A 21,909-nucleotide genomic window follows, 5' to 3' on the forward strand; every position below is an offset into this window, starting at 1 on the left:
ACATTGGGGCGCATCAAATGAAAAATCAGGAACATCTCGGCGGTCCAGCGGCCAATGCCACGAATGGCCACCAGTTCGTCGATGATGGCCTCGTCGTCCATCGCCGTCCAATCCTCCACATGCACTTTGCCACTGTCAAAGTGCAGCGATAAATCCACCAGATACTCCACTTTGCGGGCACTCAAACCGGCCGCCCGCATGTCGTCAATCTTGAGCCTGAGCACTTGCGCGGGCGTCATCTGTTGTGGCAATTTGGCAAAACGGTCCCATACGGTCTGGGCCGCCTTGACCGATATCTGCTGCCCCACCACACTGCGCGCCAAGGTCGCAAAGGCATCACCCCGGCTTTGCAAGCATGCCTGACCAAACTGGGGAATCAAGCGCTTCATGACACGGTCTTTTTTCATCAGATGCTTGCAGGCATCTTCCCAATAATTGGGCGTCGCAATATTGTCTGGCGCACTCATCACGCAGTCCATCTCATTTGGCTACTTCCCAGGTGGTACCGCTGGCGGCATCCTTGAGCACAATGCCCATGGCCAGCAGTTCCTGGCGGATACGGTCCGCCTCGGCAAAATTTTTGGCGGCCTTGGCAGCGGCCCGCTCGGCAATGCGCTGGGCAATGTCCTCTTCACTCACCCCGGCACCCGACTGCAAGAACGCATGCGGCTCTTCGTGCAACAAACCCAGGCAGCCACCCAAAGCCTTGAGCAACCCCGCCAGCGCGCCGGAGCGGGTGCGGTTGACCTCGCTGGCCAGGTCAAACAGCACGGCCACTGCTTCCGGCGTGCCGAAGTCGTCGTCCATGGCCGCCTTGAAGCGCGCTGCAAACGGATTTGTCCAGTCGATCGTAACGGCGTCAGGGGTGACCAGGGCCAACGCGGTGTAAAGACGCTTGAGCGACTGGCGGGCATCCTCCAGATGCACATCGCTGTAGTTCAAGGCACTGCGGTAGTGGGCGCGCACGATGAAGAAACGCAGCGTTTCGGCATCAAAACGGGCCAGAATTTCGCGGATAGTAAAGAAATTGCCCAGGCTCTTGGACATTTTCTCGTTGTCACGCGTGACAAAACCGTTGTGCATCCAGAAACGCGCCAGTGGCTTCCCGTTGGTACCTTCACTTTGGGCAATTTCGTTTTCGTGATGGGGGAACTGCAGGTCGGCACCGCCGCCATGGATGTCCACCGTCTGCCCCAGAAGTTCGCCACACATGGCCGAGCACTCGATGTGCCAGCCGGGTCGGCCGACACCATAGACACTGTCCCATTTGGCATCGGCAGGTTCAGCAGGTTTGGCAGATTTCCACAGCACAAAGTCCAGCGGATCGGTCTTGCCATCGACGACGGCCACACGCTCACCGGCGCGCAACTCGTCAAGCGATTTGCCGCTGAGCTTGCCGTAACCGTCAAATTTGCGCACCGCAAAATTCACATCACCATCGCCACTCTGGTAGGCCAGCCCCTTGTCCTTCAATTGACGAATGAGTTTGAGCATGGCCGGCACATAGTCGGTGGCGCGCGGCTCATAAGTGGGCCGCTCAATGCCCAGCGCATCGGCATCCTGGTGCAGGGCGTCCACCATGCGGTCGGTCAGGGCGCGGATGGTTTCACCGTTTTCGAGGGCACGTTTGATGATTTTGTCGTCAATATCGGTCACATTGCGCACATAAGTCACCTGGTAACCACTGCTTTTGAGCCAGCGCTGCACCACGTCAAAGGCCACCATGGCCCGCGCGTGACCCAGATGACACAAGTCATACACGGTCATGCCGCAGACGTACATGCGTACGTGCCCTGGCTGCAGGGGGATAAAGGGTTCAATTTCACGCGACAGCGTGTTGAAAATGCGCAAACTCATGGGTCTTTCAAATCGGATGTAAAGGGCAAAGCTGCGCCCATCAAGGTGCGCCGGCGTGGTCATGGGGCGCGGCAGGCAGTGGTCAACCGGCTCCCCAAGCAACGACCCTCAGCTACAATGATCGTCAGTATAAGGCCCTGCCTTCACCCGCTTTCTGGCAGATCAAGCCCCCTCAATCGGACCTATCCACCCATGAAGCACGCCCGTTCAGTCATTTTCAAATCCTTGCGTTGGCTCACCCTTCTGGGCACGCTGGTGGCACTGTCGAGCCAGGCCGACGAGTACGCCGATACCAACCAGTTGGTGCGCGCCAACAAATTCACCGAGGCTCTGGCCAAGGTGGACAATTACCTGACCAGCAAACCTGCCGACCCCCAAATGCGCTTTCTCAAGGGTGTGATCCAGCGCAATCTGGGCCAGCCCGCTGCCGCCATTGCCACGTTCACCAAGCTGACCGAAGACTACCCTGAACTGCCCGAGCCCTACAACAACCTGGCTGTGCTTTACGCGGGCCAGGGCCAGTATGACAAGGCCCGTGTCACTTTGGAAATGGCCGTTCGCACCAACCCCAACTACGCCACCGCCCACGAAAACCTGGGTGATGTGTATGTCCGACTCGCCAGCCAGGCCTACAACAAGGCCTTGCTGCTCGACAGCAGCAACAACACGGTGCCGCCCAAGCTGACCTTGACACTCGACGTGTTCAAGCCCAAGCTGGCACCCAAAAAAGAGTGATCGCATGAACTTCAAGACCATCTGCGCCCTGACCCGCACCACGATGACAGCAGCCGTGCTGTTTACTGCCGCCAATCTGGCATTGGCGCAAGCCGCCCCAAAGGTTAAATTTGCCACGTCTGCGGGAGATTTTGTGGTTGAGGTGTACCCAGACAAGGCGCCCAAAACCGTCGAAAATTTTTTGCAGTACGTCAAGGACAAGCACTATGACGGCACCCTATTCCACCGTGTGATCAACAACTTCATGATCCAGGGTGGTGGCTTTGATGCCGGCTACCAACAAAAACCCACCCGTGCCCCGGTGCTGCACGAAGGTCGCCAGGCCATGGAAAAAGGTTTGCGCAATATGACCGGCACGCTGGCCATGGCGCGCACCAACGACCCGCAGTCTGCCACCGCCCAGTTTTTCATCAACGTCAAAGACAATGGCTTCCTGGACCCCAGCGTTCAAGCCTTTGGTTACACGGTTTTTGGTAAAGTCGTTTCAGGCATGGACGTGGTCAACACCATCAAGACCACGCCGACCGGCGCCGGTGGCCCCTTTGGCTCTGACGTGCCCAAAACCCCTATTCTTATCAACTCTGCAACCCTGGTGAAATAAATCATGAGCAACCCCCAAGTCGAACTCCACGTCAAAAACTACGGCACCATCACGCTTGAACTCGACGCCGAGAAAGCGCCCAAGTGCGCCGCCAACTTTCTGGCCTATGTCAACAAGGGCCATTACAACAACACCATTTTTCACCGCGTGATTCCCGGCTTCATGGTGCAAGGCGGCGGCATGGAACCCGGCATGGCACAAAAACCGTGTGATGCACCGATCGAAAACGAAGCCAACAACGGCCTGAAAAATCTGAACTACACCGTGGCCATGGCGCGCACCTCCGACCCGCACTCGGCCACTGCCCAGTTTTTCATCAACGTGGCCGACAACGGCTTCCTGAACCACACCGCGCCCAGCGCCCAGGGCTGGGGTTACGCCGTGTTTGGCAAGGTGGTGGCGGGCACCGAGGTGGTGGACAAGATCAAGACGGTCAAAACCGGCCGCAAGGGCTACCATGACGACGTGCCGCTGGAAGATGTGGTGATCGAAAAAGCCGTCGCCTTGTAAACACCCGGGGTTTCAGATGCCCCAACATGCACCAGCGGACGACGCCGGGGAAACCCTCAGGGGTTTCATGGTAACGGCCCAAGCCCACTGGCGCAGCCTTGATTTCATTTCTGACCTGCACCTGCAGGCCAGTGAACCCGCCACCTTCACCGCCTGGCAGCGCTACATGGCCGGCACGCCGGCCGATGCGCTGTTCATTCTGGGGGATTTGTTCGAGGTCTGGGTGGGTGACGACAGCACCGCTACACCTGGCGACCCCGACAGTGATTTTGCGTTGCAGTGCCAACGGGTCCTGCATGCAACGTCGGCGCGACTGCCGGTGTATTTCATGCACGGCAACCGCGATTTTTTGCTCGGTGAGCACTTTGCCAAGGCTTGCGGCATGACGCTGCTGCCCGACCCGGCTGCGCTCGACTTTGATGGCCAGCGCTACCTGCTGTCACATGGTGACGCCCTGTGCCTGGACGATGTGGACTACCAGCAGTTCCGCCGGCAAGTGCGCAACCCGGCATGGCAGACTAATTTTCTGGCCAAACCCCTGGCCGAGCGTCAGGCCATTGCGCGTGGACTACGCGCCCAAAGCGAAGCACTCAAAATGAGTGGCACCAGCTATGCCGATGTTGATGCAGGAATGGCACGGTCCTGGTTGCGCGCCAATCAGGCCAGCACCCTGATCCACGGTCACACCCATCGGCCCAAAGACCACGTGCTGGATGCCACCGCACAGCCGGCCTTGCGCCGCCTGGTGCTGAGCGACTGGGATGCGACCGCACCGTTGCCACGGCTGGAAGTGTTGCGCCTGCAGGCTGGCCACGCACCCAGGCGCGTGGCTCTGGCGCCAGGGCATTAAGGCTTCAGCAGCACTTTCAGGACATTTTGCACACGGCGCACCTGCGCCGCATCAAAAGCGGATGCCAGCACCGTGGCCGCATCCTGCACCCAGGTTTGCGCCGGTGCCGGGTCGTTACGCTTGGTCAGCAACTGCAACTGGTACATGCGCCGCGCGCTCAACTGCTCGGCAGGCGTTGGCACTTCGGCGGCCATTTCAAGGCGCAACAGTGCGGTAGCAGCCTCACCGGAGGCAGGCTGCGCCACCGCCTTGACCCAGGCACTGCGTGCCGCCGGGCTCACCCGGCTGCCGAGTTCCTGCACCGTGGGCACCTGGGCAGGATCACGCGTCTCCCAGGCGGTCAGCAAATGCGTCAAGGCTTCGCCATGGGCCTGGGCGGCCAGCTTGCGCAAGGCAAACTGGGCCTGCTCCAACGCGTCACGCTGGGCACGGAAAGCGGCATCGCCAAGGCGCGGGGCATCAAGGCGCTCGCCATAAGCGGGGCGATCCGTGCGCGCATCGCGGCGCGGACCACGGTCATCCATGCGACCCGAGCCACGTGCATCACGTGCAGCGTCGCGACCCGCGGGACGGCCAGCGTCCTTGCGGTCACCAAACTTGCCGCCGCGGCCTTGTGCTGCAGGCTCTTCCTTTTTCATGCCCGGGCGATCATCGCCACGCATGGCCACCACACGCTTGGGAGCGGCCACAGGTTTGACCGGTTCGGAGGCTGCTTCGGTTGCCTCACCAGCGGCGCCTTCTTGAGCGACGTCAGGTGTCTCGGTAGCCATGGGCGTTTCAGCCACGGCCTCACCCTGCGCTGCGGCGGTGTCGGTCTCGGCAGGACCTGCCGCCACAACCGCAGCCTGGGCCAGGCGCTGACCAGACAGTGCGGCCTCGAGCGCGCTCATGGCGCTGCGAATGGCCTGGGCATCACCCGAGGCATTGGCTGCCTGTAGCACTTTGGAGGCTTCCAGCACGATGCGGTCGCGCTCGCTCAAGGCGTTTTGGGCTTTCTCGCGCTCGGCGGTCTTGCGGTTAAACGCCTCGTCAATCGGTTTGCGGAAGGCGTCCCACAGCTTTTGCTCCTGACGGCGGTCGATGGGTACACGGTGTGCCTCGGCCTGCCAGCGCTGCTGCAGCGCCTTGACGGCGTCGATGCGCAACATGGCCTCTGCCCCCAGGGCCCGGGCTTCGTCAATCATGGCGTGGCGTGCTTGCAGACTTTGTTTTTGCAAGCTTTCCAGCGGGCCTGCCGCGTGGTCGATGGCGGCCTTCCAGAGCGGTTGCAGCTCGGCAAACATCTTTTCGCCAATGTGGCCAGCCTCACGCCAGCGATCAGCAAACTGGTGCAGCACGCGGCTAAAGCCTTTCCAGTCGTCGTCCAGCGCGACCCGGTTGGCCTCGGCCCAGGCCTTGACTTCCTCGATCAGGGCCAGGCGCTGGGCACGGTGCTCGGCCGACTCGGCCTTCATTTTTTCGAGCCAGGCCTCGACCACCTTGTGGGCTTCGTTGCAGGCTTCATCAAAGCGCTTCCAGAGCATGTGGTTGGGCACGCCGCCCTGGTCGGTCAGCTTCCACTGTTCGCGCAAGCCACGCAAGAGGTCTTGCATTTTGCGACCGCCAATGGCCTGGCCTTCGGGACGTTTGAGCAAGCCCTCGGCTTTGGCCACCAGTTCCTCACGCAGTTGGTCGGCACGCCAGCGCTGCCAGCCCTCGAGTTCACCCGCTGCCACCAGCGCCGCATGCGCCTGGGCTTCGAGCTTGTCATCAATCAGACGACCGTTGTCCTTGAGCGCCTGACGCAGCGCATTGGCGGCACCAGCGCTGGCTTTGCCATGGCCCTGGGCCATTTCATGTTCCAGCTTGGCCAGCACTTCCGCCACGTAAGCAGTGGCTTTGGCGCGAATTTCGGGGTCCACCTTGGGTTTGGCCTGCGTCACGGCCGGCTCCAGCGGCAGACCCCGCGCCAGACGCAGTTCATCGGCCCACACCGGTACCTTGGGCAAGGGCGCTGCCGCGTCCTGAGAGGCGGCAATGGTGAGTGCCAGGGCATCCTGGAAAGCCTGCCAAACCAGTTGTAGCTGGGCTTGGGCATCGTGCAACTGGGTCACAAAACGAACGTCCACACTGGACCAGTTGGCATCGGCCACCAGTGCATCGGCCTCAGTTTGCCAGTGGACCACATCAGCCGCCAGGGCCTCCTGGGCGGCCTGGGCATCGGTCCAGGGTTTGGTGGACAGCACTTCAATGCGCTGCGCCAGCAGCACCGCTGCCTCGCGCTGCACCTGCACCCGGTGCTGCAGGTCTTCTATGGCGCGCACCCGCTCCACCAGCTGGGCTTTCAAACCGGCCAGAGGCTCTTTGCTCAGCGGCGCGCCAGCTTTGGCGGCATCACGCTGCCAGGCCAGGGCATCGGCCAGATTGAGCTTGCTCAGAGCCAGCAGCGCCTGGGCTTTGTCGGCCCATTCCAACGCAATGGTAGCCTGCGTCTTGCTGCGCTTGATCTCATCGAGCTTTTCGCGCAGCAACTTGGCGGCACCCTTGTCTTTGCCACTGAGCTCCTTGAATACCTGCTGCAACTGCTCGCTGCCCGGGCTGGTAGCCAGCCATTCGCGGATGCAGGCCATGCGCTCACCCGAGGTTTGCGCAGAAAACGCACCATGCGTGAGCGCATCCAGCGGATGAACTTCGGAGGTTTTGGCGCTGACGGCAGGCGCGTCAGGCGTGGGATTTGCTTTGCTTTGGGTAGAAAAAGGGAACATCGACGTCGCGCACAAAAGTGAGAAAGTGCCCACTGCGAGGCAGCGGGAATAAACGCGTATTTTCGCCGGGTTTTGGCGCCCGGCAAAAAAACAATTTGGACAGCCGCCAGCATAAGACAAAAGCCCCGCGCGCTGGTGCGGCGCGCGGGGCTTTCAACGGATAAATCCTTATCGGCGCTGCCCGATAACGCTACCAGTCGAAGGTTGCGACAGGGTGTCGGTAAATGTTCCACTGACACCACCCGTCAGGAAATTCAAGTTCCCTGTGACGGTGCTGGTGGCAGGACTATCGTTGCTACTGTCAGTCCAAGTAAACGCACCGGTAGCCGGGTTCGTGACCGTTGCAGAGCAGGTGATGGGGGTTGAACCTTCCCGGCAGGAGACATTGCCATTGCCCCCGATAGTCAAAGTGATTCCGTTCCCACCCATATTTGCTGCGTCACGGAAGTCCCAGGTTCCCTGGTAAGAAGCCGCCGTCAGCGCAAGTGGCACTGACGGATCTTCCGGTGTCAAGCCAAGTTGTGTCAGCAAGGCCGTGGCCGCCACGGTGTTCAGGCGTGCGCTGTTAAACACACCTGGCTTGTTCTGAAAGCCCGAATAGACCAGGCCGCCGCGTTCGACGAATACCCGGGTGTAGGTCAAAGGCGATGTCTGTGCAGGCAGGTTGTTCAGTGTCATGACACGGGCATCACCCAGGGTGGCTATAACGTACGAACCGGTGCCGATGACTGTGCAGTTGCGGGTCGAGCCGTTGTTGAAACGCTCCTTGCACGCGTAGTAGGTGACCGGGTTGGTACCGGTGCCTTTGAATGCCATGCGAAGTTTCGTGTTGCTGGTGTAAAAACCGGGGGCCGCGCCCGTGCCAACGGGTGCCGAACCAATCGTGCCGAGGCTCACCGTGCTGTTGGCCCACGCCTCATTGACCGAGTCGGGGTTGGTGTACGTGACGTTTTGATACACGAAGCTGCCCGGCAACCCAAAACTGCAAGGCATCCCTGTCATGGCGCTGATCATGCCCTCCAGCGTGCTGCTGCTGGTGCCGTTGGTATTCTGGAATTCGGTGGAGTTGCATCCCACACCAGCGCCTTGCGTGGTGGCATCACCGCCAGCCGAAACCGCCGAACTGTACTGGTTAACCACGTTGCTCACGCCGACCGGGTTGCTGCTACCAGGGTAATAACTGATGGCCGTCGTCAGATCGGTTGCGCTGTTGTAGAGCAAAGATGCGCCTGCGGGAAAGGTCGCACTACCCAACAAGGTGGTCAGCGTGCCAGCTGTGTTGTCGCCAATCGACAGGTTGGTGTAGCCCGCCGCACGCACGTCAGTGATGACACCCGCCAAAGTCTTGCCCGCGATGTCAAAGGTGGCGCGACTGGACTTGCCGGTGGCCGCGTTGTTGCAGTGGTTGTAGCTGCTGTTGCCCTGCGCATCGCGCACGCTGGAGGTGTTCTCAAAGTTGATGGGGCAATTGGCCCAGGCACTGCCACTCCAGTACAGGTCTGCGCCACGCCATGGGTCGCTGCCGCTGCCCCACTTGGCCAGGTTGCCGGTATTGTTGCGGTAACGACGTTCCACGTACCTGATATTGTTGTTGGCATCCGGCGTGTTTTGCGCCAGAGATGCAGTGAAGACGCGGGCGAAGAAATTGGAAGTGTCCGTGAAATTCAGATTGTTCAGGGTGAATCCGGCACTCGGGGTATCTGTGGTGGACGCGGTCTGGTTGTTGATGGCCACCGCCGTCGCGATGGAGGTGGTGGTCAGGCCCGAATCGGTCACCAGGGTGGTCGCTGCTGCCAGCAGCGCCGCTTCCATGTCTTCCTGGGTGGTTGCGGCAAGCACGGCAGGATCGCTCAAAGCCGCGACTAGCGCTGGCAAAAGTTCCAGCAGCTTCTTCTGAACCGCCAAGTCGAGATCAGCCTGCGTGATGGTGCTGCCATCCAATGCCTGGGTGCCCAACGAGTCATCAATTGCAGTGGACTGCTGCTGTGTGGTCACCACCACCATGCGCGCGACCGTAGCCGCGCTAATGCTGCCGTCCGTAGGTGCTGCCACGGTCGTGTAGTCCTGAAACAGCGAAACGGTGATGCCGGTAACGGCTTGTACGGCCGCAGCAGCATCCTCGGTACTGACACCCGTGCTTGCAACCGTCTGTTGCACCAATGTCGTCAGCGGACTCACCACGGCGACCTGATCGGCCGGGGCCGACAGGGTGAACGGGACGGCTACCGCTCCTGTGTCGGCATCGATTGCATCGGTGCCAACCACGGCAATGACGGGGTACTTGCCGACATCGGCGGCATCCACCGTGAGATTGACTTGGCCCGCAGCATCTGTTTTGCCTGAGGGCTCGCCTGTGTCGCAGGCACCGTTGCTGTTTTTGTCCAGACAGACCGTGGCGTTTTGGATGGCACCGTCAATGACGGTAATCGGTACGCTTGTGGTGGTCACCACCGGGGCGACACTGGAACTCCCGCCACCGCAGCCATAGAGCGAGAGCAGCCCTGCGCTGACAACGCCAAACAGCAGTCTTTTCAATCTGATTGTCATATAACCCCCAATAAAATTTTTTGGTAACAGGTCACAAATGTCTTCGGACTGAAGAAGTCACACCATCCCATATCTATGGGAGGATGCACGCAAGCGGGAGCAGGCCGCTGCGGTTAAGCTCTGCGCACCCAAGGAACAACGAGGTTGCTACGTGTGGCGAGTATTGATAGTCGAAGACGATCAGCAAATGCGCGAATTCTTCGCCGACAGTGTGTCGCGCAATGACGCATTGCAGCTGGCTGCCAGCGTAGGCACTGTGGCTGAGGCAGTGACCTGGCTCAATGCAAATGCTGACAAGTTCGATGTGTTGTTAACCGATCTGGGCCTGCCTGACGGCAGTGGTCTGGAGATCATCGTTCACGCCAAGACACTCAATCCAGCCTGTGAGCCCTTGGTGATCTCGATGTTTGGCGACGAATCCAATGTGCTGGCCAGCATTGAAGCTGGGGCGTTGGGCTACATTCACAAGGACTCTTCGCCGGAAGATATCGCCAAAACGATTCTGGACATGTGTGCCGGGGCCTCCCCGATTTCTCCCATGATCGCACGGCGGGTGCTGGACAAATATCGAACCGGACAGTCAAACCGGTTAGCTGATCCGATCAAAGCTGCATCAAACGCCATTGAAGAAGTTCATGCCGTGTCCATGCACGATCTCCTGACACCGCGAGAACAGGATGTGCTGGCCTTGATTGCCCGCGGTTTTTCTTACGCTGAAGTTGCCCGCTTGCAGTCCATGAGTCTGAGCACGGTGCAAACGCACATCAAAAACCTTTATGTCAAGCTTTCTGTGCATTCAAAAAATGAGGCTGTTTTTGAGGCAACACGCATGGGATTTTTATCGAGCTAGCGATTAGCCCCGAAAAAGTGCCATTTATGATGATTACATGACGCTTTGCAAATTCATCCTGGGTATTTCAGTCTGGCTGGTTATTGCATCCAGCCTGGCGGCCAAGCCGATTGAACTGCAGCAGACACATGCGGCCATGACGGTTGAGTCGACCACCAAGATCGCGAGTGGGTCCAGCAAACCCCAACTGAGAACGACTCATTACCCATTTCAAGACGAACACAGCCTGCTAGCTGTGATGCTGCACGAGGATGCCAACCAACATAGTGGCTTGTCGCCCATTCTGGTGGATCTGCAGCCAAAACTGGAAATGCCCTATCTGAAAGAATACCAAAATCGGATAGCCAAGACATTGGTGATGGTCGTTATCAGCTTGTGCGTCAGCACATTGGCGTTTTGGTTGTGGTTAACGCAGCCCGCGCAACTGGCTGGCAAACGACGCGATCCTCTTTATTTGCTGATGGGCGTCAACGCCCTGGCTTGGGCGATCGGTGTGAGTAAGCTCATCATTGAAACACCCCTGCTTCCCTGGCCGTGGTGGGGAGTTTTCACGACGGGGGCTTATGTGGCCTGGGTAGCCTTTACTTTTTTGTTTTGCCATCAGGTGTTGAGGCCGGTGCCACAGCGGGGTTGGGCGTTGGCGATGCTGTGTTTGGCGAGCGGAATACTGGCAGTCTATTTGGCCCTGCGGTCAGGAGAAACATGGGGTTGGCTGGTTTTATCAACATGGTTGGGGGCCCTGGCATTGTGGTCAGTGGGTTATGTGATGTGGTACATCCGGCGCACCTGGATCGATCGCAACACGGCCGGTCAGGCTGACCGATGGGTGATTTGTGGTGCCATGGTTCTGGCAGTCATGGCTGGCTTGCGCGAGTTATTGTTTGTCAGCCCGAGCCGTGATTTTTACGACGACAGCCGTGTCATTCAATACACGTCCCTGCTATTTGGTATGGCGTTTGTCTTCATTGTGGCAAACCGTTTTCGCACGGCAAGCGAACAGTCACGCGACTTGACCCACCATCTGGCTTTGCGGGTTGCCCAGCGAGAAAAAGATTTGGCAATCAGCTACGGGGAGATGGAGCAACTTGCCCGCGAACAGTCAAGCACCGCTGAACGAGTCCGCATTCTGCGCGACTTGCACGACGGTGTTGGCTCTCACATCAGTACCGCGATCCGACAGTTGGAATCGGGTCAATCCCGACCGGGAGAGGTATTGCAGACATTGCGCGATTCCCTGGACCAACTCAAGCTCTCCATAGATGCCATCAATCTGCCACCAGGAGATATCAATGCCTTGCTGGCAAATATTCGCTACCGGCTGGAACCCCGTTTTCTGGCCTGCAACATCCCCTGGCATTGGAATGTCAATTTGCTGGAGCCGGTCAGTCGACTGGACGCCAGCGCCATGCGACAGCTTCAATTCATGATATTTGAAGCACTGTCCAATGTGCTACAGCATGCGCAGGCCACGGCCTTGCAGATCGCTGCCTCGCCATTGAACGCTCAAGGTGAGGGAGCACGACTCCAGATCATTGACAACGGATGTGGTTTCGATGCCACCAGCGTCCATTACCGTGGCTTGCAATCGATGCAAGATCGAGCACATGCCATAGGGGTGATATTGAACATGACGAGTGTTCCAGGGCGCAGTGAGGTCGAGATCAGAATTGAGTGATCAACCTCATCACCTCACACCGACCTCTATTGAGTCGCCAGGTTGAGCTCGGCCCGGGGCTGCCATTTGGCATCGTCCGGCACGGCTTTGGCAGCGCCCAGAAACAGGCGCTCCATGGGCAGCTTGAGGCTGGCCAGGTAGTCGCGCACCACCACACCGCGCTGCTCGGCCAGCGCCCGCATGGCCGGCTCTGTCACGCTCAGATTGGCCAGCAGCAAGGCCTCCATCTCGGGTACCGGAATATCCTTGACCAAGCCAATCAGATTGCGCGGCTTGGGAAAATCAGCGCGCTTGTAAACGGCTTTGAGCAGCGCCGGGTATTGGGCGTCGGACACGGCAAGCGCCTGCGCCTGGTCTGCAGTGGCGCCGTTCAGCACGCCACCACGGCGCTTTTCTGCCAGCACCAGCGCTTGCAACTGCGCCCGCTTGTAGGCCTCGCGTTCATGCGCCAGACTGGCGCTGCCCACCACGGTCATATTCAGCGCCGGCCGCTCCAGCAGTGCCTTGGCCACTTTGTCGAGCCCGGCGCGGGCCTCGGGGCTCAGGGTGGCGGACCCGGCGGCGAAGCTGACCACACTGAGTTCTTCACCCCCGCCTCCGAGCACATTGGCCAGTAGGGAAAAAGGCGCGGTCACGGCTTTGACGATCAGATTGACAATCAGCTTGAACACGATCGGTCCGATACGAAACTGCGGGTCGCTGAGTGAGCCACTCACCGGCAGGTCGATGTCAATGACGCCATGTCGGTCGGCCAGCAAAGCCACCGCCAGTTTGACTGGCAAACTGTTTTTGGCCTCGGGCACGGCATCGCCAAACTTGAGCTGATTCAGCACGATCTTGTGGTTGGCCGTGAGCTGGCCATCTGGCTGCACCTTGTAACCCACGTCCACACTCAGCTTGCCGCGCTCAATGCCATAACCGGCGTAACGCGCCGAATAAGGGGACAGAGGCGGCAGTTCCAGGTCGCGCACCTTGCCCGTGATGTCGAGCGCCAGCGGCTTGGCCAGCGGATTGACTTTGCCCAGCACTTCCAGCGAGGCCGTGCCCTGGGCGCGGCCTCGCAGTTCCAGGTCGGCCAGTTGCACCACCCCATTGGGCGCTTGCGAGGAAAACGCACTGAGCTTGCCAGTGAGTTCGGTCAAATCAGCTGAGTAATTGGGCTGGATGAAACGGTCACTGAAGTCCACCCGGCCGCCGAGCAGGCTGACCGGGCCAAAGCTGACGACCGGAGGCAACTCAGCCTCTGTGGTGGACGGTGCTGTAGCAGCGGCCGAAACAGGCGCAGAAGCTGGTAAAGACGCAGTTGCTGCCACACTTTCGGGCTGGGCTGGCTTGAGCACGTCCTGCAGGTTGAAGCGACCGGCCGCGCTGAGGATCAGACGCGCATAGAAATCGCTGAGCACGGTTTCCTGAACATTGACCTGGGTCGCCACACCCGGCGCCAGCTCCAGCGCCAATCCACGCAAGCTCAGGGCTTTCCAGTTCAACAAATCCTCGCCTGGCATGAAAGGCTGGGCCTGCGGCAAGGTATTGGCCTGAAAATCTTCAATGCTGCTGTCGCCCTTCACTTTGAGCCGGATGCCAGCGGCCTGCCGGGCAAAATTGATCTGTCCTTTGAAACTCGCATCGGCCCTGATGAGTTCCACGTTGAGCAGGTCGGTCAGATAAGGCTCCAGCGCGTGCACAGGCAATCGCTGCGCCGTCAAGTGCCCCTGTATTTGCAAAGGTGTCAATTTGCCCGAGCCACGCCAGTTCAGCTGTCCGGGCCCGGTACGGCCATGCTGCACGCGCGCCGCCAAGTTCAATCCGAATGCTTTGCCAGGGGCCGTTGAAAAATTGTTTAACTGCAGCGACATGGCAGACCCGTTGAGGGTCACTGGCTTGGCGCCGGACTGGTCGACAAAACCCACTTGCCCGTTGCGCACATCGAGTTGCTGCACGGCCAGCGTCCAGTCCTGGCTGGCCGGCGCTTTGGCCGCTTTTTGAGACGCCTGACGCGGCTCGGGCTTGAGCCAGTCCTCAAACATCCAGCGCCCATCGGCCGCGCGCGACACACGGGTCTGCGGCTGGTTCACGGCGATCCGGCCCAGACTGGCGTTGCGCCGCGTGACGTCCAGCGCCACATCGTTCAACTGCACCTGCTTGATGCTGGCCAGCGACGGTTTGCCCGGCTTGCCACGCTGGATCGGTACCAGTGTGAACTGGTCCAGTGTCAATTGCGGCAACTGCACCTCAAGTTGCGCAGCTTGCCCCGCCTGCGGTGCGGCTTGCCAGTGCAGCGTGAGCGCGGTATTCAAGAGACCGTCAACGCGCGGCTGCAACACTTGCGCCACATAGGGTGCAGCCACGCTCAGGGGCAAATCAGTCACTCGGGCGTTGACCTGGACGTTTTGGTCAGTGGCGCTGCCATCAAAACCGAGACTGGCCGTGTCGAGCCGGGCGCTACCCGCAAACGGCATGGCCTGGGTCATGGGCCATTGGAGGGCAGACGCGGTCACATCGAGCGCCGTCAATTGCAGGCGGCTGGGCGTGGCCATGGTGTTGTCTTGCCATTGCACCTGGCCAGCCTGAACAGTCAATTGGTCGAGGCTGACTTTCCAGGGTTGGGGGCTTTTTTGAGCGGTCGTCCCTGATTCCTTGGCTGGCTGAAAAAGCGCCAGCCAATTGAGTTGGCCGGCCGGGTTACGCGTCAGGCTCACGCGCGGCTCGGCCAGGGTCAGGCTGGCCAAGTGCATGTTTTGCGTCAATGGCTGCACGTCTTTGAGTTGCAGGGTGAGCTGATTGAATTCAAGCAAGTCAGCCATGGATGGTGCTTGGGCTCCGGCATGCGACACCAGCTTGACCCGGCTGGCCTGGATCTGGCCAGTCAGTCGTACCATGGATTCCGACGTCTGCTCAAACGCCAGCTTGAGGTCGGCATCAAACACAGCCGAGCTCAGCCGCAAGGGCAAGCTGACTGGTTGATAGTCCAGGTAAGGTGCCAGATCAAGGCTGGTCACCTTCAAGCTAGCCTCTGTTTTGTGGCTCTGGGAAAACGGTGTGCTTTGTGCAGCCGAGTCAAACTGGCTGCCATTGAGCGCAAAAGACAAATGGGGTACCACCTGCACTTCACGCTTGCTGGAGAAATTGCTCAAGAAAGGTAGCTTGACCTCAAGCTTGCTCAGGCGATGCGTCTTTTGGTGGGGTGCGTCGGTGAATTCAATCGCACCATCGGCCAGCACCAGGTTGAACAAGGCAAAGCGCATGGGGTCTGTCTCTGGTTCCGGAGTTGCAGGTTTGGCAGCCAGTCGGGCCAGCACATCGTCCACGTCATAACGGCCTCCGCCCAGGTGTGTCAGGCGCAAGTGGGGCGCCTCCAGCGTGATGGCATCCACCACCGGCGCCAACCTGAACAAGGACTGCAACTCTGCATCTATATAGAGTCGCTTGACAAACAACTGTGGCAAGACCTCAGCCTGCGCTACTGGCAAAGCACCTTCGGGAATGCTTGCCGGCGCCACCTCAAAGTCATGCAGTGTGAGTTCAAGCGACCAAGGCTTGAACTCAAGTTGCCCCAGCGTCACCCGGCGCCCAAGCTGCTCACTCAAGCGTGTTTCAAGTTGCGTCTTGAGCAAGGGCGGTAACGCCAACCAACCAATACCCCATGCCAACAACACCGTTACCACGGCACCAGCCAGTCGGCGCAGCCACTTGGAAGAACGAGGAAACCATTGCGTCATCATGCGTACATTTTCCGCCTTGTTTTCAAGCCTAAAAACCCCTTGAACACAAAGTTACCATATTATTTTTATAATATAGAACGTTTTTGTTATGGTTGACTTGGTATATCAAGTCCCCATAAAATCCGCTCTCTTTAACCCAACCGAGAGATAACCCCATCCACTGCCGACCTCGGCAACATCAAATTTCTGCACTAACGGGCATAAATCCGCAGGAGCTTGATAGCGTAACAACCCAAGCCCGGGCATTGATGAACTTTAAGCTGGTCTTGAAGTGACATCAGCCCTCGCGCAAGAAGGAGAAGCTATGACAGCGTCTTACAACATGAGTACCCGCCTCCGGCAAGCACTGGCTGCCGTGACCAAGGGCTTTTTTCAATTGACCCACAACAGTTTTGCCCTGATTGGCTTGACTGTCTTGTTTGCCGCCATGGCTTTGGTGGCCCGTCCCGAACTGCGTCAGGTTGGTGAAATCCATCTTTTCAGCTGGTTGCAGGAGCGCCAGCAAGAGGTGAGCGGCGTGGTCAGCGACCTGGTCGCCAGCGAACGCGCCACCGCCGCCGACCCCAAGGAGTTGCCCAAGCAACAAGCGGCCGTGGCTTTTTGGCTGAGCAAGAAATACCGCGTGGCACCTGAACCCATCAGCGCACTGGTGTCAGAAGCCTATGAAATTGGCGCGCGCGTCAAGCTGGACCCCAAGCTGATCCTGGCCGTGATGGCCGTCGAATCCGGCTTTAACCCGTTTGCGCAAAGCCATGTCGGCGCACAAGGCCTGATGCAGGTGATGACCAAAGTGCACAGCGACAAGTACCAAAGCTTTGGTGGCAAGTTCGCTGCCTTTGACCCGCTGGCCAATTTGCGCGTGGGCGTCAAAGTGCTGCAAGACTGCATCCGCATGGCTGGTTCCATCGAAGGTGGCCTCAAATACTACGTCGGTGCCGCCAACATGGAAACCGATGGTGGCTACGCCTCCAAGGTGCTGGCGGAATATGCACGACTGCAGCGGGTAGCTGACGGACGTCCGACGCCACAGGCCAGCCCTGCCCCCATCCTGACCAATGTGCTTGCGGCGCCTCCCGCACCCGCAACACCTGCTGTCACCCAAGACAAAACGGCCACCTTGGCCTTGGGCTGATACGTCAGCTAAAATCCAGAGGTACGCGACTGGCGATAGGCAGCGCCCTGAAACGGGGCGTGTTGCCGATGTGGGAACACCACGGGGGAGCGTGCCACAAAGACAATCCGGATTTGTGATCAGCCGTTCGCCTGGGCACCTTAACCCACAGGACCATTGTCTTTAAGGACCGCCATGTTCAACCGAAACATCCTCATCGAGCAAACCGACCCCGAGCTGTTTGCTGCCATCCAATCCGAAAACCAGCGTCAGCAAGACCACATTGAGCTGATCGCCAGCGAAAACTACGCCTCGCCCGCCGTCATGGCCGCGCAGGGCACCCAGCTCACCAACAAGTACGCCGAAGGCTACCCCGGCAAGCGCTACTACGGCGGCTGCGAGTTTGTCGACATTGCCGAACAACTGGCACTGGACCGCGTCAAGCAAATCTTTGGCGCAGAGGCCGCCAACGTGCAACCGCATTGCGGCGCATCGGCCAACGAAGCCGTGTTTTTGGCTTTCCTGAAACCCGGCGACACCATCATGGGCATGAGCCTGGCCGAAGGCGGCCACCTGACGCACGGCATGGCGCTGAACATGAGCGGCAAGTGGTTCAACGTGGTCAGTTACGGCCTGGATGCCAACGAGGCCATTGATTACGACGCCATGGAGCGCAAGGCGCATGAATCCAAACCCAAGCTGATCATTGCCGGCGCCAGCGCCTACAGCCTGCGCATCGACTTCGAGCGCTTTGCCAAGGTGGCCAGGGACGTCGGCGCCATCTTCATGGTGGACATGGCGCACTACGCCGGCCTGATTGCTGCCGGTGTCTATCCCAACCCAGTGCCGCACGCCGACGTGGTGACCAGCACCACCCACAAGAGCCTGCGCGGCCCGCGTGGCGGCATCATTTTGATGAAATCGCAGCACGAAAAAGCCATCAACAGCGCCATCTTCCCCGGCCTGCAAGGCGGCCCGCTGATGCATGTGATCGCCGCCAAGGCGGTGGCTTTCAAGGAAGCACTGCAACCCGAGTTCAAGACCTACCAACAGCAAGTGCTCACCAACGCCCGCATCGTCGCTGAAACGCTCACCGAGCGCGGTCTGCGCATCGTCAGCAGCCGCACCGAGTCGCATGTGATGCTGGTCGATTTGCGCTCCAAGAACATCACCGGCAAGGAAGCCGAAGCAGTGCTGGGTGCGGCGCACATGACCATCAACAAAAACGCCATTCCCAACGACCCGGAAAAACCCATGGTCACCAGCGGTGTGCGCATCGGCACCCCGGCCATGACCACCCGTGGTTTCAAGGACGAAGAGGCCCGCCTCACCGCCCACCTGATCGCCGACGTGCTGGACAATCCGCGTGACGAGGCCAACATCGCCGTCGTGCGCGCCAAGGTCAATGCGCTGACCGCGCGCTTCCCGGTGTATTCGGCTTAAGTGCGTCATCATGAAATGCCCCTTCTGCAGTCATCCCGACACCCAGGTGGTGGAAACTCGGGTTTCTGAAGATGGGGGGTTGATCAGACGGCGACGGCGCTGCGCATCGTGCGACAAGCGCTTTACCACCTACGAACGCCCGGAAGTGAATTTCCCGGCGATTGTCAAAAAAGACGGGCGCCGCATCGAATACGAACGCGCCAAACTGCTGGCTTCCATGAAGCTGGCGCTGCGCAAACGCCCGGTGAGCACCGAGCAGGTTGACAGCGCGGTAGAACGCATCGAAGAAAAACTGCTGAACTTGGGCCTGCGCGAAGTGCTGTCCACCCGCATCGGCGAACTGGTGATGTTTGAACTTAAAAAGATCGACAAAGTCGCCTACGTACGCTTTGCCAGCGTGTACCGCAGTTTTGAAGACATCGACGACTTCAAGACGCTGGTGGATGAAGTGCGGCGGTAAGTCAGAAAAAATTCAGGTAGCGCGCCCGCGTTTGATGGGAATCCGGACGCTCACGACAAACTCCCCGTTCACGACATCAACTTTCAGGCGCGCCTCAACGTCAAAGTGCAAAGCCAGACGTTCCCTGATGTTGTCCAACGCAATGCGGTTGCCCTCGCTTGTTTTAGTGTCGCCAGGAACCGGATTATGAACAAAGATCACGAGGCTATGGTCATCCTCATAAGCCTCAACACTGATCTGCGCACCAGCTTCAAGCGGCGCAACCCCGTGCAACACAGCATTTTCAACCAGAGGTTGCAACAGCAGGGGCGGCACCAATGCATCGGCAGGCGCGACATCACAAGACCAATGGACGCGTAGTCGCGTTCCAAAACGAATTTCTTCAATGGCAACATAGGCCTTCGCCAGCTCCAGTTCCTGGCTAAAAGGTACCAGTGCCCGCGAGTCCGCCATCACAGCCCGAAATAGATCAGCCAGGTTTTCCAGCATGGCCTCCGCTCTTTTGGGGTCTTCACGGATCAGACCCAGCACACTGTTTAGGGTATTGAACAAAAAATGGGGGCGTATCCGGGCCTGCAAAGCCATCAGCCGGGATTCTGCCAATGAGGGTGACAATCGAAGATGACGCCAGTTCAAATAAGCAAGCAAGGTTCCACTCACCATCACAGCCAAAAGTGCGTTGCGCAACAGGCTTTCGGGCAATTGGCCCGGTAGCAGCATGCGAAGACCGAGTTGCAAAACAAGCACAATCACAACCACCATCACCAGAATAAACGCTACGCCTGCACCATACGAAATCCTTCTGATCAATGGCGCCCATACATACAGTGCAAGCAGGCTGAGGAGAATTGCCGGCTCGTAAAGCAAGCCCTGTGCGGTGAACTGTGCAAAGGCCCCAGCCAGATCAGGTGCGATCACCACCGTCATCACCAGCCTCAAAGCCTCGGCCAGCAAAGTCACGCGCAGGATAACCCCCAGATTACGGAAATCTGGCAAAGAAACATGGCTGAACGAAAAAGTGCCAGGTGTTGGATTTTGCAAACTAGGCAATCTATGGAATCTGATGTAATTCAACCGTTCATACTGTCAAAAGAGACGTTTGTCAGTTTGTTGCGTTCACGTACCAGTTTATCGCCCAAAATAACCCTAGCCTACAGGAACTTCATCATGCAAGCGAAAACCACGAAACCACACGGATTCACCTTGATCGAACTGATGATTGTTGTTGCGATCATTGGTATCCTGGCCGCTGTTGCCATTCCTTCATACCAAAATTATGTGAAGCAGTCACGGCGTACCGAAGCACAGGCCTACATGTTGGATCTGGCATTAAAAGAAGAAAAACACAGGGTCAACAACGCCAGCTATGCCGACCATACAGCACTTGGCGTCACAAACACGACTTACTACACCTTCACTATCGCTGCAGGCACCAACACCTACACCATTTCGGCGGCAGCAGCCAACGATACGGGGTGCACCCCGCTGACTCTCACTGAAGCCGGTGTCAAAGGTCCAAGCGGCTGCTGGAAAAAGTAACATGAAACAACTTGAACGCGGTTTCTCACTGATTGAATTGCTGGTCACCATCTCGGTGATTGCGATTCTGTCTGCGATTGCCGTCCCTTCCTTCCAATCCATGATCGAAACCAGGCGCTTGATAGCTGCCACTGAAGGCGTTTATGCCCATCTCCAATTTGCACGCTCCGAAGCTGTCAAATTCGGATTTGCTGCAAACCTGAATGTCAGCATCAAGACGGGAACCCCCTGGTGCTTGGGCATCAGCAACGCAACCGCGAGTTGTGATTGCAACACTGCGGGTGCTTGCGTTTACGGACCAGATGCAGTGATGCAGCGCAACCTGATCGGCAGCGAATTCACCAATGTGGCACTCAGCACCAATCAAGCCAATGCCCAGCTGGACGGCATTCGTGGTGGATTCGGCGGTACTGCTGGAACCATCACATTGACGTCGTCCCCTTCCAACCGGACAACCAATATTGTTTTCAGCCGCCTTGGCAGAGTAAAAATCTGCTCTGCCAGCGGCGTAGGTGGTTACCCATCATGTTGAAAAGCCCATTACTCCATCGCCAGAAAGGTGCCAGCCTGGTTGAACTGATGGTCGGCATGGCCATCGGTTTGATCATTGTCGCCGCCGCTGCCTCAGTCTATGTAACGACCGTTCGCGGGGGTGCTGACACTTTGCGCTCCGCCAAACTCAACATCGAATTACGCGGCGCCATGGACATCATGGTGGCCGAGATTCGCAGGGCGGGTTACATCGGGTTTGATGGCAACACTAATTTGTCCACCAACCCATTTATGCAGGCCAATACAAATCTTACCCTGGTGGGGTCCGACTGCATTCTGTTTGCCTACGATGCAAACGGTAACAACGTGGCCAACACCTCTGACCAATTTGGCTTCAAGAAAAACGGCTCGGTGGTTTCAATGCGATTTGGCGGCACAGCGCCCAGCACATCGGCCGGCTGCTCGGTAGGGAACGACTCCTGGGAAAGCATTACCGACGACAACAGCATCATCGTTGACACCTTGACCTTTGCCCTGACTTACCAGTGCCTGAATTCAAAAACAGGGGCTGGTTCAGCAAACCAGGCATGCGCTACAGGTAACGCCATTTATGACGCAGCGAGTGCTGCTGCTGTCAAATCTGATCTGGTCGAAATACGCAATGTGACCATTACCCTGGTGGGCCACCATAAAGACGACGCGCTCACCAGAATGTCGCTCAGTCAATCCGTGCGGGTTCGCAATGACCGAATCCAAACCGTGCCGTGACCCGA

Annotated in this window: 18 protein-coding genes and 1 riboswitch; of the genes, 12 read left to right on the top strand and 6 right to left on the bottom strand. The window is 58.5% G+C overall.

Annotated features, from left to right (window positions below; all coding sequences use genetic code 11):
* Both NDJ10_RS09325 and cysS read right to left on the bottom strand, forming a co-directional pair.
* Window positions 1-467, bottom strand: a 467-nt coding sequence (locus NDJ10_RS09325; protein ID WP_296161458.1) for a DNA-3-methyladenine glycosylase 2 family protein, incomplete at its 3' end; no start/stop codon positions are given.
* Between the two features lie 13 nt (window positions 468-480).
* Window positions 481-1,857 (bottom strand): cysteine--tRNA ligase, encoded by a 1,377-nt coding sequence (cysS, locus tag NDJ10_RS09330; protein WP_296161461.1) that lies wholly within the window; start codon window positions 1,855-1,857, stop codon window positions 481-483.
* A gap of 192 nt (window positions 1,858-2,049) precedes the next feature.
* Between cysS and NDJ10_RS09335 the strand changes: the two genes are divergently transcribed.
* The 4 genes from NDJ10_RS09335 to NDJ10_RS09350 all read left to right on the top strand — a co-directional run bounded on the left by NDJ10_RS09335 (window position 2,050) and on the right by NDJ10_RS09350 (window position 4,553).
* Entirely contained in the window at window positions 2,050-2,592 is a 543-nt protein-coding gene (locus NDJ10_RS09335; protein WP_363318701.1) for a tetratricopeptide repeat protein, read from the top strand.
* A 43-nt stretch (window positions 2,593-2,635) separates the two neighbouring features.
* Entirely contained in the window at window positions 2,636-3,193 is a 558-nt protein-coding gene (locus NDJ10_RS09340) for a peptidylprolyl isomerase (RefSeq protein WP_296161665.1), read from the top strand.
* Between the two features lie 3 nt (window positions 3,194-3,196).
* Complete coding sequence (locus NDJ10_RS09345; RefSeq protein WP_296161463.1) at window positions 3,197-3,703, top strand: peptidylprolyl isomerase; 507 nt, start codon at window positions 3,197-3,199, stop codon at window positions 3,701-3,703.
* 67 nt (window positions 3,704-3,770) lie between these two features.
* A complete protein-coding gene (locus NDJ10_RS09350) occupies window positions 3,771-4,553 on the top strand; it encodes a UDP-2,3-diacylglucosamine diphosphatase (RefSeq protein WP_296161465.1) in 783 nt (260 codons plus the stop codon).
* Here the strand turns inward: NDJ10_RS09350 and NDJ10_RS09355 are convergent.
* Window positions 4,550-7,297, bottom strand: coding sequence for a DUF349 domain-containing protein (locus NDJ10_RS09355; RefSeq protein WP_296161466.1), 2,748 nt, complete (start codon window positions 7,295-7,297; stop codon window positions 4,550-4,552). The genes NDJ10_RS09350 and NDJ10_RS09355 overlap by 4 nt on opposite strands.
* A 168-nt stretch (window positions 7,298-7,465) precedes the next feature.
* On the bottom strand, window positions 7,466-9,844 hold the full coding sequence (locus tag NDJ10_RS09360) for a hypothetical protein (RefSeq protein ID WP_296161469.1): 2,379 nt from the start codon (window positions 9,842-9,844) through the stop codon (window positions 7,466-7,468).
* A 151-nt stretch (window positions 9,845-9,995) separates the two neighbouring features.
* Here NDJ10_RS09360 and NDJ10_RS09365 point away from each other — a divergent pair, with 151 nt between their 5' ends.
* Window positions 9,996-10,694 carry a response regulator transcription factor gene (locus NDJ10_RS09365; RefSeq protein ID WP_296161473.1) on the top strand — a complete coding sequence of 233 codons (699 nt, stop codon included), beginning with the start codon at window positions 9,996-9,998 and terminating at the stop codon, window positions 10,692-10,694.
* A 37-nt stretch (window positions 10,695-10,731) separates the two neighbouring features.
* Window positions 10,732-12,369 carry a histidine kinase gene (locus NDJ10_RS09370; RefSeq protein WP_296161475.1) on the top strand — a complete coding sequence of 546 codons (1,638 nt, stop codon included), beginning with the start codon at window positions 10,732-10,734 and terminating at the stop codon, window positions 12,367-12,369.
* Between the two features lie 26 nt (window positions 12,370-12,395).
* On the opposite strand, the gene NDJ10_RS09375 is transcribed toward NDJ10_RS09370, so the two are convergent.
* Window positions 12,396-16,091, bottom strand: a complete 3,696-nt coding sequence (locus tag NDJ10_RS09375) for a DUF748 domain-containing protein (protein WP_296161478.1) — start codon at window positions 16,089-16,091, stop codon at window positions 12,396-12,398.
* Between the two features lie 304 nt (window positions 16,092-16,395).
* Here NDJ10_RS09375 and NDJ10_RS09380 point away from each other — a divergent pair, with 304 nt between their 5' ends.
* The 3 genes from NDJ10_RS09380 (at window position 16,396) to nrdR (ending at window position 19,105) form a co-directional block, all read left to right on the top strand.
* Window positions 16,396-17,223, top strand: a complete 828-nt coding sequence (locus NDJ10_RS09380) for a lytic transglycosylase domain-containing protein (RefSeq protein ID WP_296161480.1) — start codon at window positions 16,396-16,398, stop codon at window positions 17,221-17,223.
* A 15-nt stretch (window positions 17,224-17,238) separates the two neighbouring features.
* A riboswitch (ZMP/ZTP riboswitch) is annotated at window positions 17,239-17,367 on the top strand.
* A gap of 30 nt (window positions 17,368-17,397) precedes the next feature.
* Entirely contained in the window at window positions 17,398-18,645 is a 1,248-nt protein-coding gene (gene glyA, locus NDJ10_RS09385) for a serine hydroxymethyltransferase (RefSeq protein WP_296161482.1), read from the top strand.
* Between the two features lie 10 nt (window positions 18,646-18,655).
* Window positions 18,656-19,105: a transcriptional regulator NrdR gene (nrdR, locus tag NDJ10_RS09390; protein WP_296161484.1), complete on the top strand. Its 450-nt coding sequence runs from the start codon at window positions 18,656-18,658 to the stop codon at window positions 19,103-19,105.
* Window positions 19,106-19,117: 12 nt separating this feature from the next.
* On the opposite strand, the gene NDJ10_RS09395 is transcribed toward nrdR, so the two are convergent.
* Complete coding sequence (locus tag NDJ10_RS09395) at window positions 19,118-20,179, bottom strand: histidine kinase (protein ID WP_296161486.1); 1,062 nt, start codon at window positions 20,177-20,179, stop codon at window positions 19,118-19,120.
* A 93-nt stretch (window positions 20,180-20,272) separates the two neighbouring features.
* On the opposite strand from NDJ10_RS09395, the gene NDJ10_RS09400 reads away from it, so the two are divergent.
* The 3 genes from NDJ10_RS09400 to NDJ10_RS09410 are packed head-to-tail and all read left to right on the top strand — an operon-like array spanning window position 20,273 to window position 21,904.
* Window positions 20,273-20,644, top strand: coding sequence for a type IV pilin protein (locus tag NDJ10_RS09400; RefSeq protein WP_296161489.1), 372 nt, complete (start codon window positions 20,273-20,275; stop codon window positions 20,642-20,644).
* A 1-nt stretch (window position 20,645) separates the two neighbouring features.
* Window positions 20,646-21,176, top strand: a complete 531-nt coding sequence (locus NDJ10_RS09405) for a GspH/FimT family pseudopilin (protein WP_296161491.1) — start codon at window positions 20,646-20,648, stop codon at window positions 21,174-21,176.
* Window positions 21,170-21,904 (top strand): prepilin-type N-terminal cleavage/methylation domain-containing protein, encoded by a 735-nt coding sequence (locus NDJ10_RS09410; protein WP_296161493.1) that lies wholly within the window; start codon window positions 21,170-21,172, stop codon window positions 21,902-21,904. Before NDJ10_RS09405 ends, NDJ10_RS09410 begins: the two co-directional genes overlap by 7 nt.
* Window positions 21,905-21,909 lie beyond the last annotated feature (5 nt).

Source organism: Rhodoferax sp. (assembly GCF_023700745.1).
Lineage (GTDB): Bacteria > Pseudomonadota > Gammaproteobacteria > Burkholderiales > Burkholderiaceae_C > Rhodoferax.

What these genes read in the sequence shown, in the direction of transcription:
- cysS (WP_296161461.1), bottom strand. Translation starts at nt 1,857, where the DNA reads ATGAGTTTGCGCATTTTCAACACGCTGTCGCGTGAAATTGAACCCTTT.
- NDJ10_RS09335 (WP_363318701.1), top strand. Translation starts at nt 2,050, where the DNA reads ATGAAGCACGCCCGTTCAGTCATTTTCAAATCCTTGCGTTGGCTCACC.
- NDJ10_RS09340 (WP_296161665.1), top strand. Translation starts at nt 2,636, where the DNA reads ATGACAGCAGCCGTGCTGTTTACTGCCGCCAATCTGGCATTGGCGCAA.
- NDJ10_RS09345 (WP_296161463.1), top strand. Translation starts at nt 3,197, where the DNA reads ATGAGCAACCCCCAAGTCGAACTCCACGTCAAAAACTACGGCACCATC.
- NDJ10_RS09350 (WP_296161465.1), top strand. Translation starts at nt 3,771, where the DNA reads ATGGTAACGGCCCAAGCCCACTGGCGCAGCCTTGATTTCATTTCTGAC.
- NDJ10_RS09355 (WP_296161466.1), bottom strand. Translation starts at nt 7,297, where the DNA reads ATGTTCCCTTTTTCTACCCAAAGCAAAGCAAATCCCACGCCTGACGCG.
- NDJ10_RS09360 (WP_296161469.1), bottom strand. Translation starts at nt 9,844, where the DNA reads ATGACAATCAGATTGAAAAGACTGCTGTTTGGCGTTGTCAGCGCAGGG.
- NDJ10_RS09370 (WP_296161475.1), top strand. Translation starts at nt 10,732, where the DNA reads ATGACGCTTTGCAAATTCATCCTGGGTATTTCAGTCTGGCTGGTTATT.
- NDJ10_RS09375 (WP_296161478.1), bottom strand. Translation starts at nt 16,091, where the DNA reads ATGATGACGCAATGGTTTCCTCGTTCTTCCAAGTGGCTGCGCCGACTG.
- NDJ10_RS09380 (WP_296161480.1), top strand. Translation starts at nt 16,396, where the DNA reads ATGACAGCGTCTTACAACATGAGTACCCGCCTCCGGCAAGCACTGGCT.
- glyA (WP_296161482.1), top strand. Translation starts at nt 17,398, where the DNA reads ATGTTCAACCGAAACATCCTCATCGAGCAAACCGACCCCGAGCTGTTT.
- nrdR (WP_296161484.1), top strand. Translation starts at nt 18,656, where the DNA reads ATGAAATGCCCCTTCTGCAGTCATCCCGACACCCAGGTGGTGGAAACT.
- NDJ10_RS09400 (WP_296161489.1), top strand. Translation starts at nt 20,273, where the DNA reads ATGCAAGCGAAAACCACGAAACCACACGGATTCACCTTGATCGAACTG.
- NDJ10_RS09405 (WP_296161491.1), top strand. Translation starts at nt 20,646, where the DNA reads ATGAAACAACTTGAACGCGGTTTCTCACTGATTGAATTGCTGGTCACC.
- NDJ10_RS09410 (WP_296161493.1), top strand. Translation starts at nt 21,170, where the DNA reads ATGTTGAAAAGCCCATTACTCCATCGCCAGAAAGGTGCCAGCCTGGTT.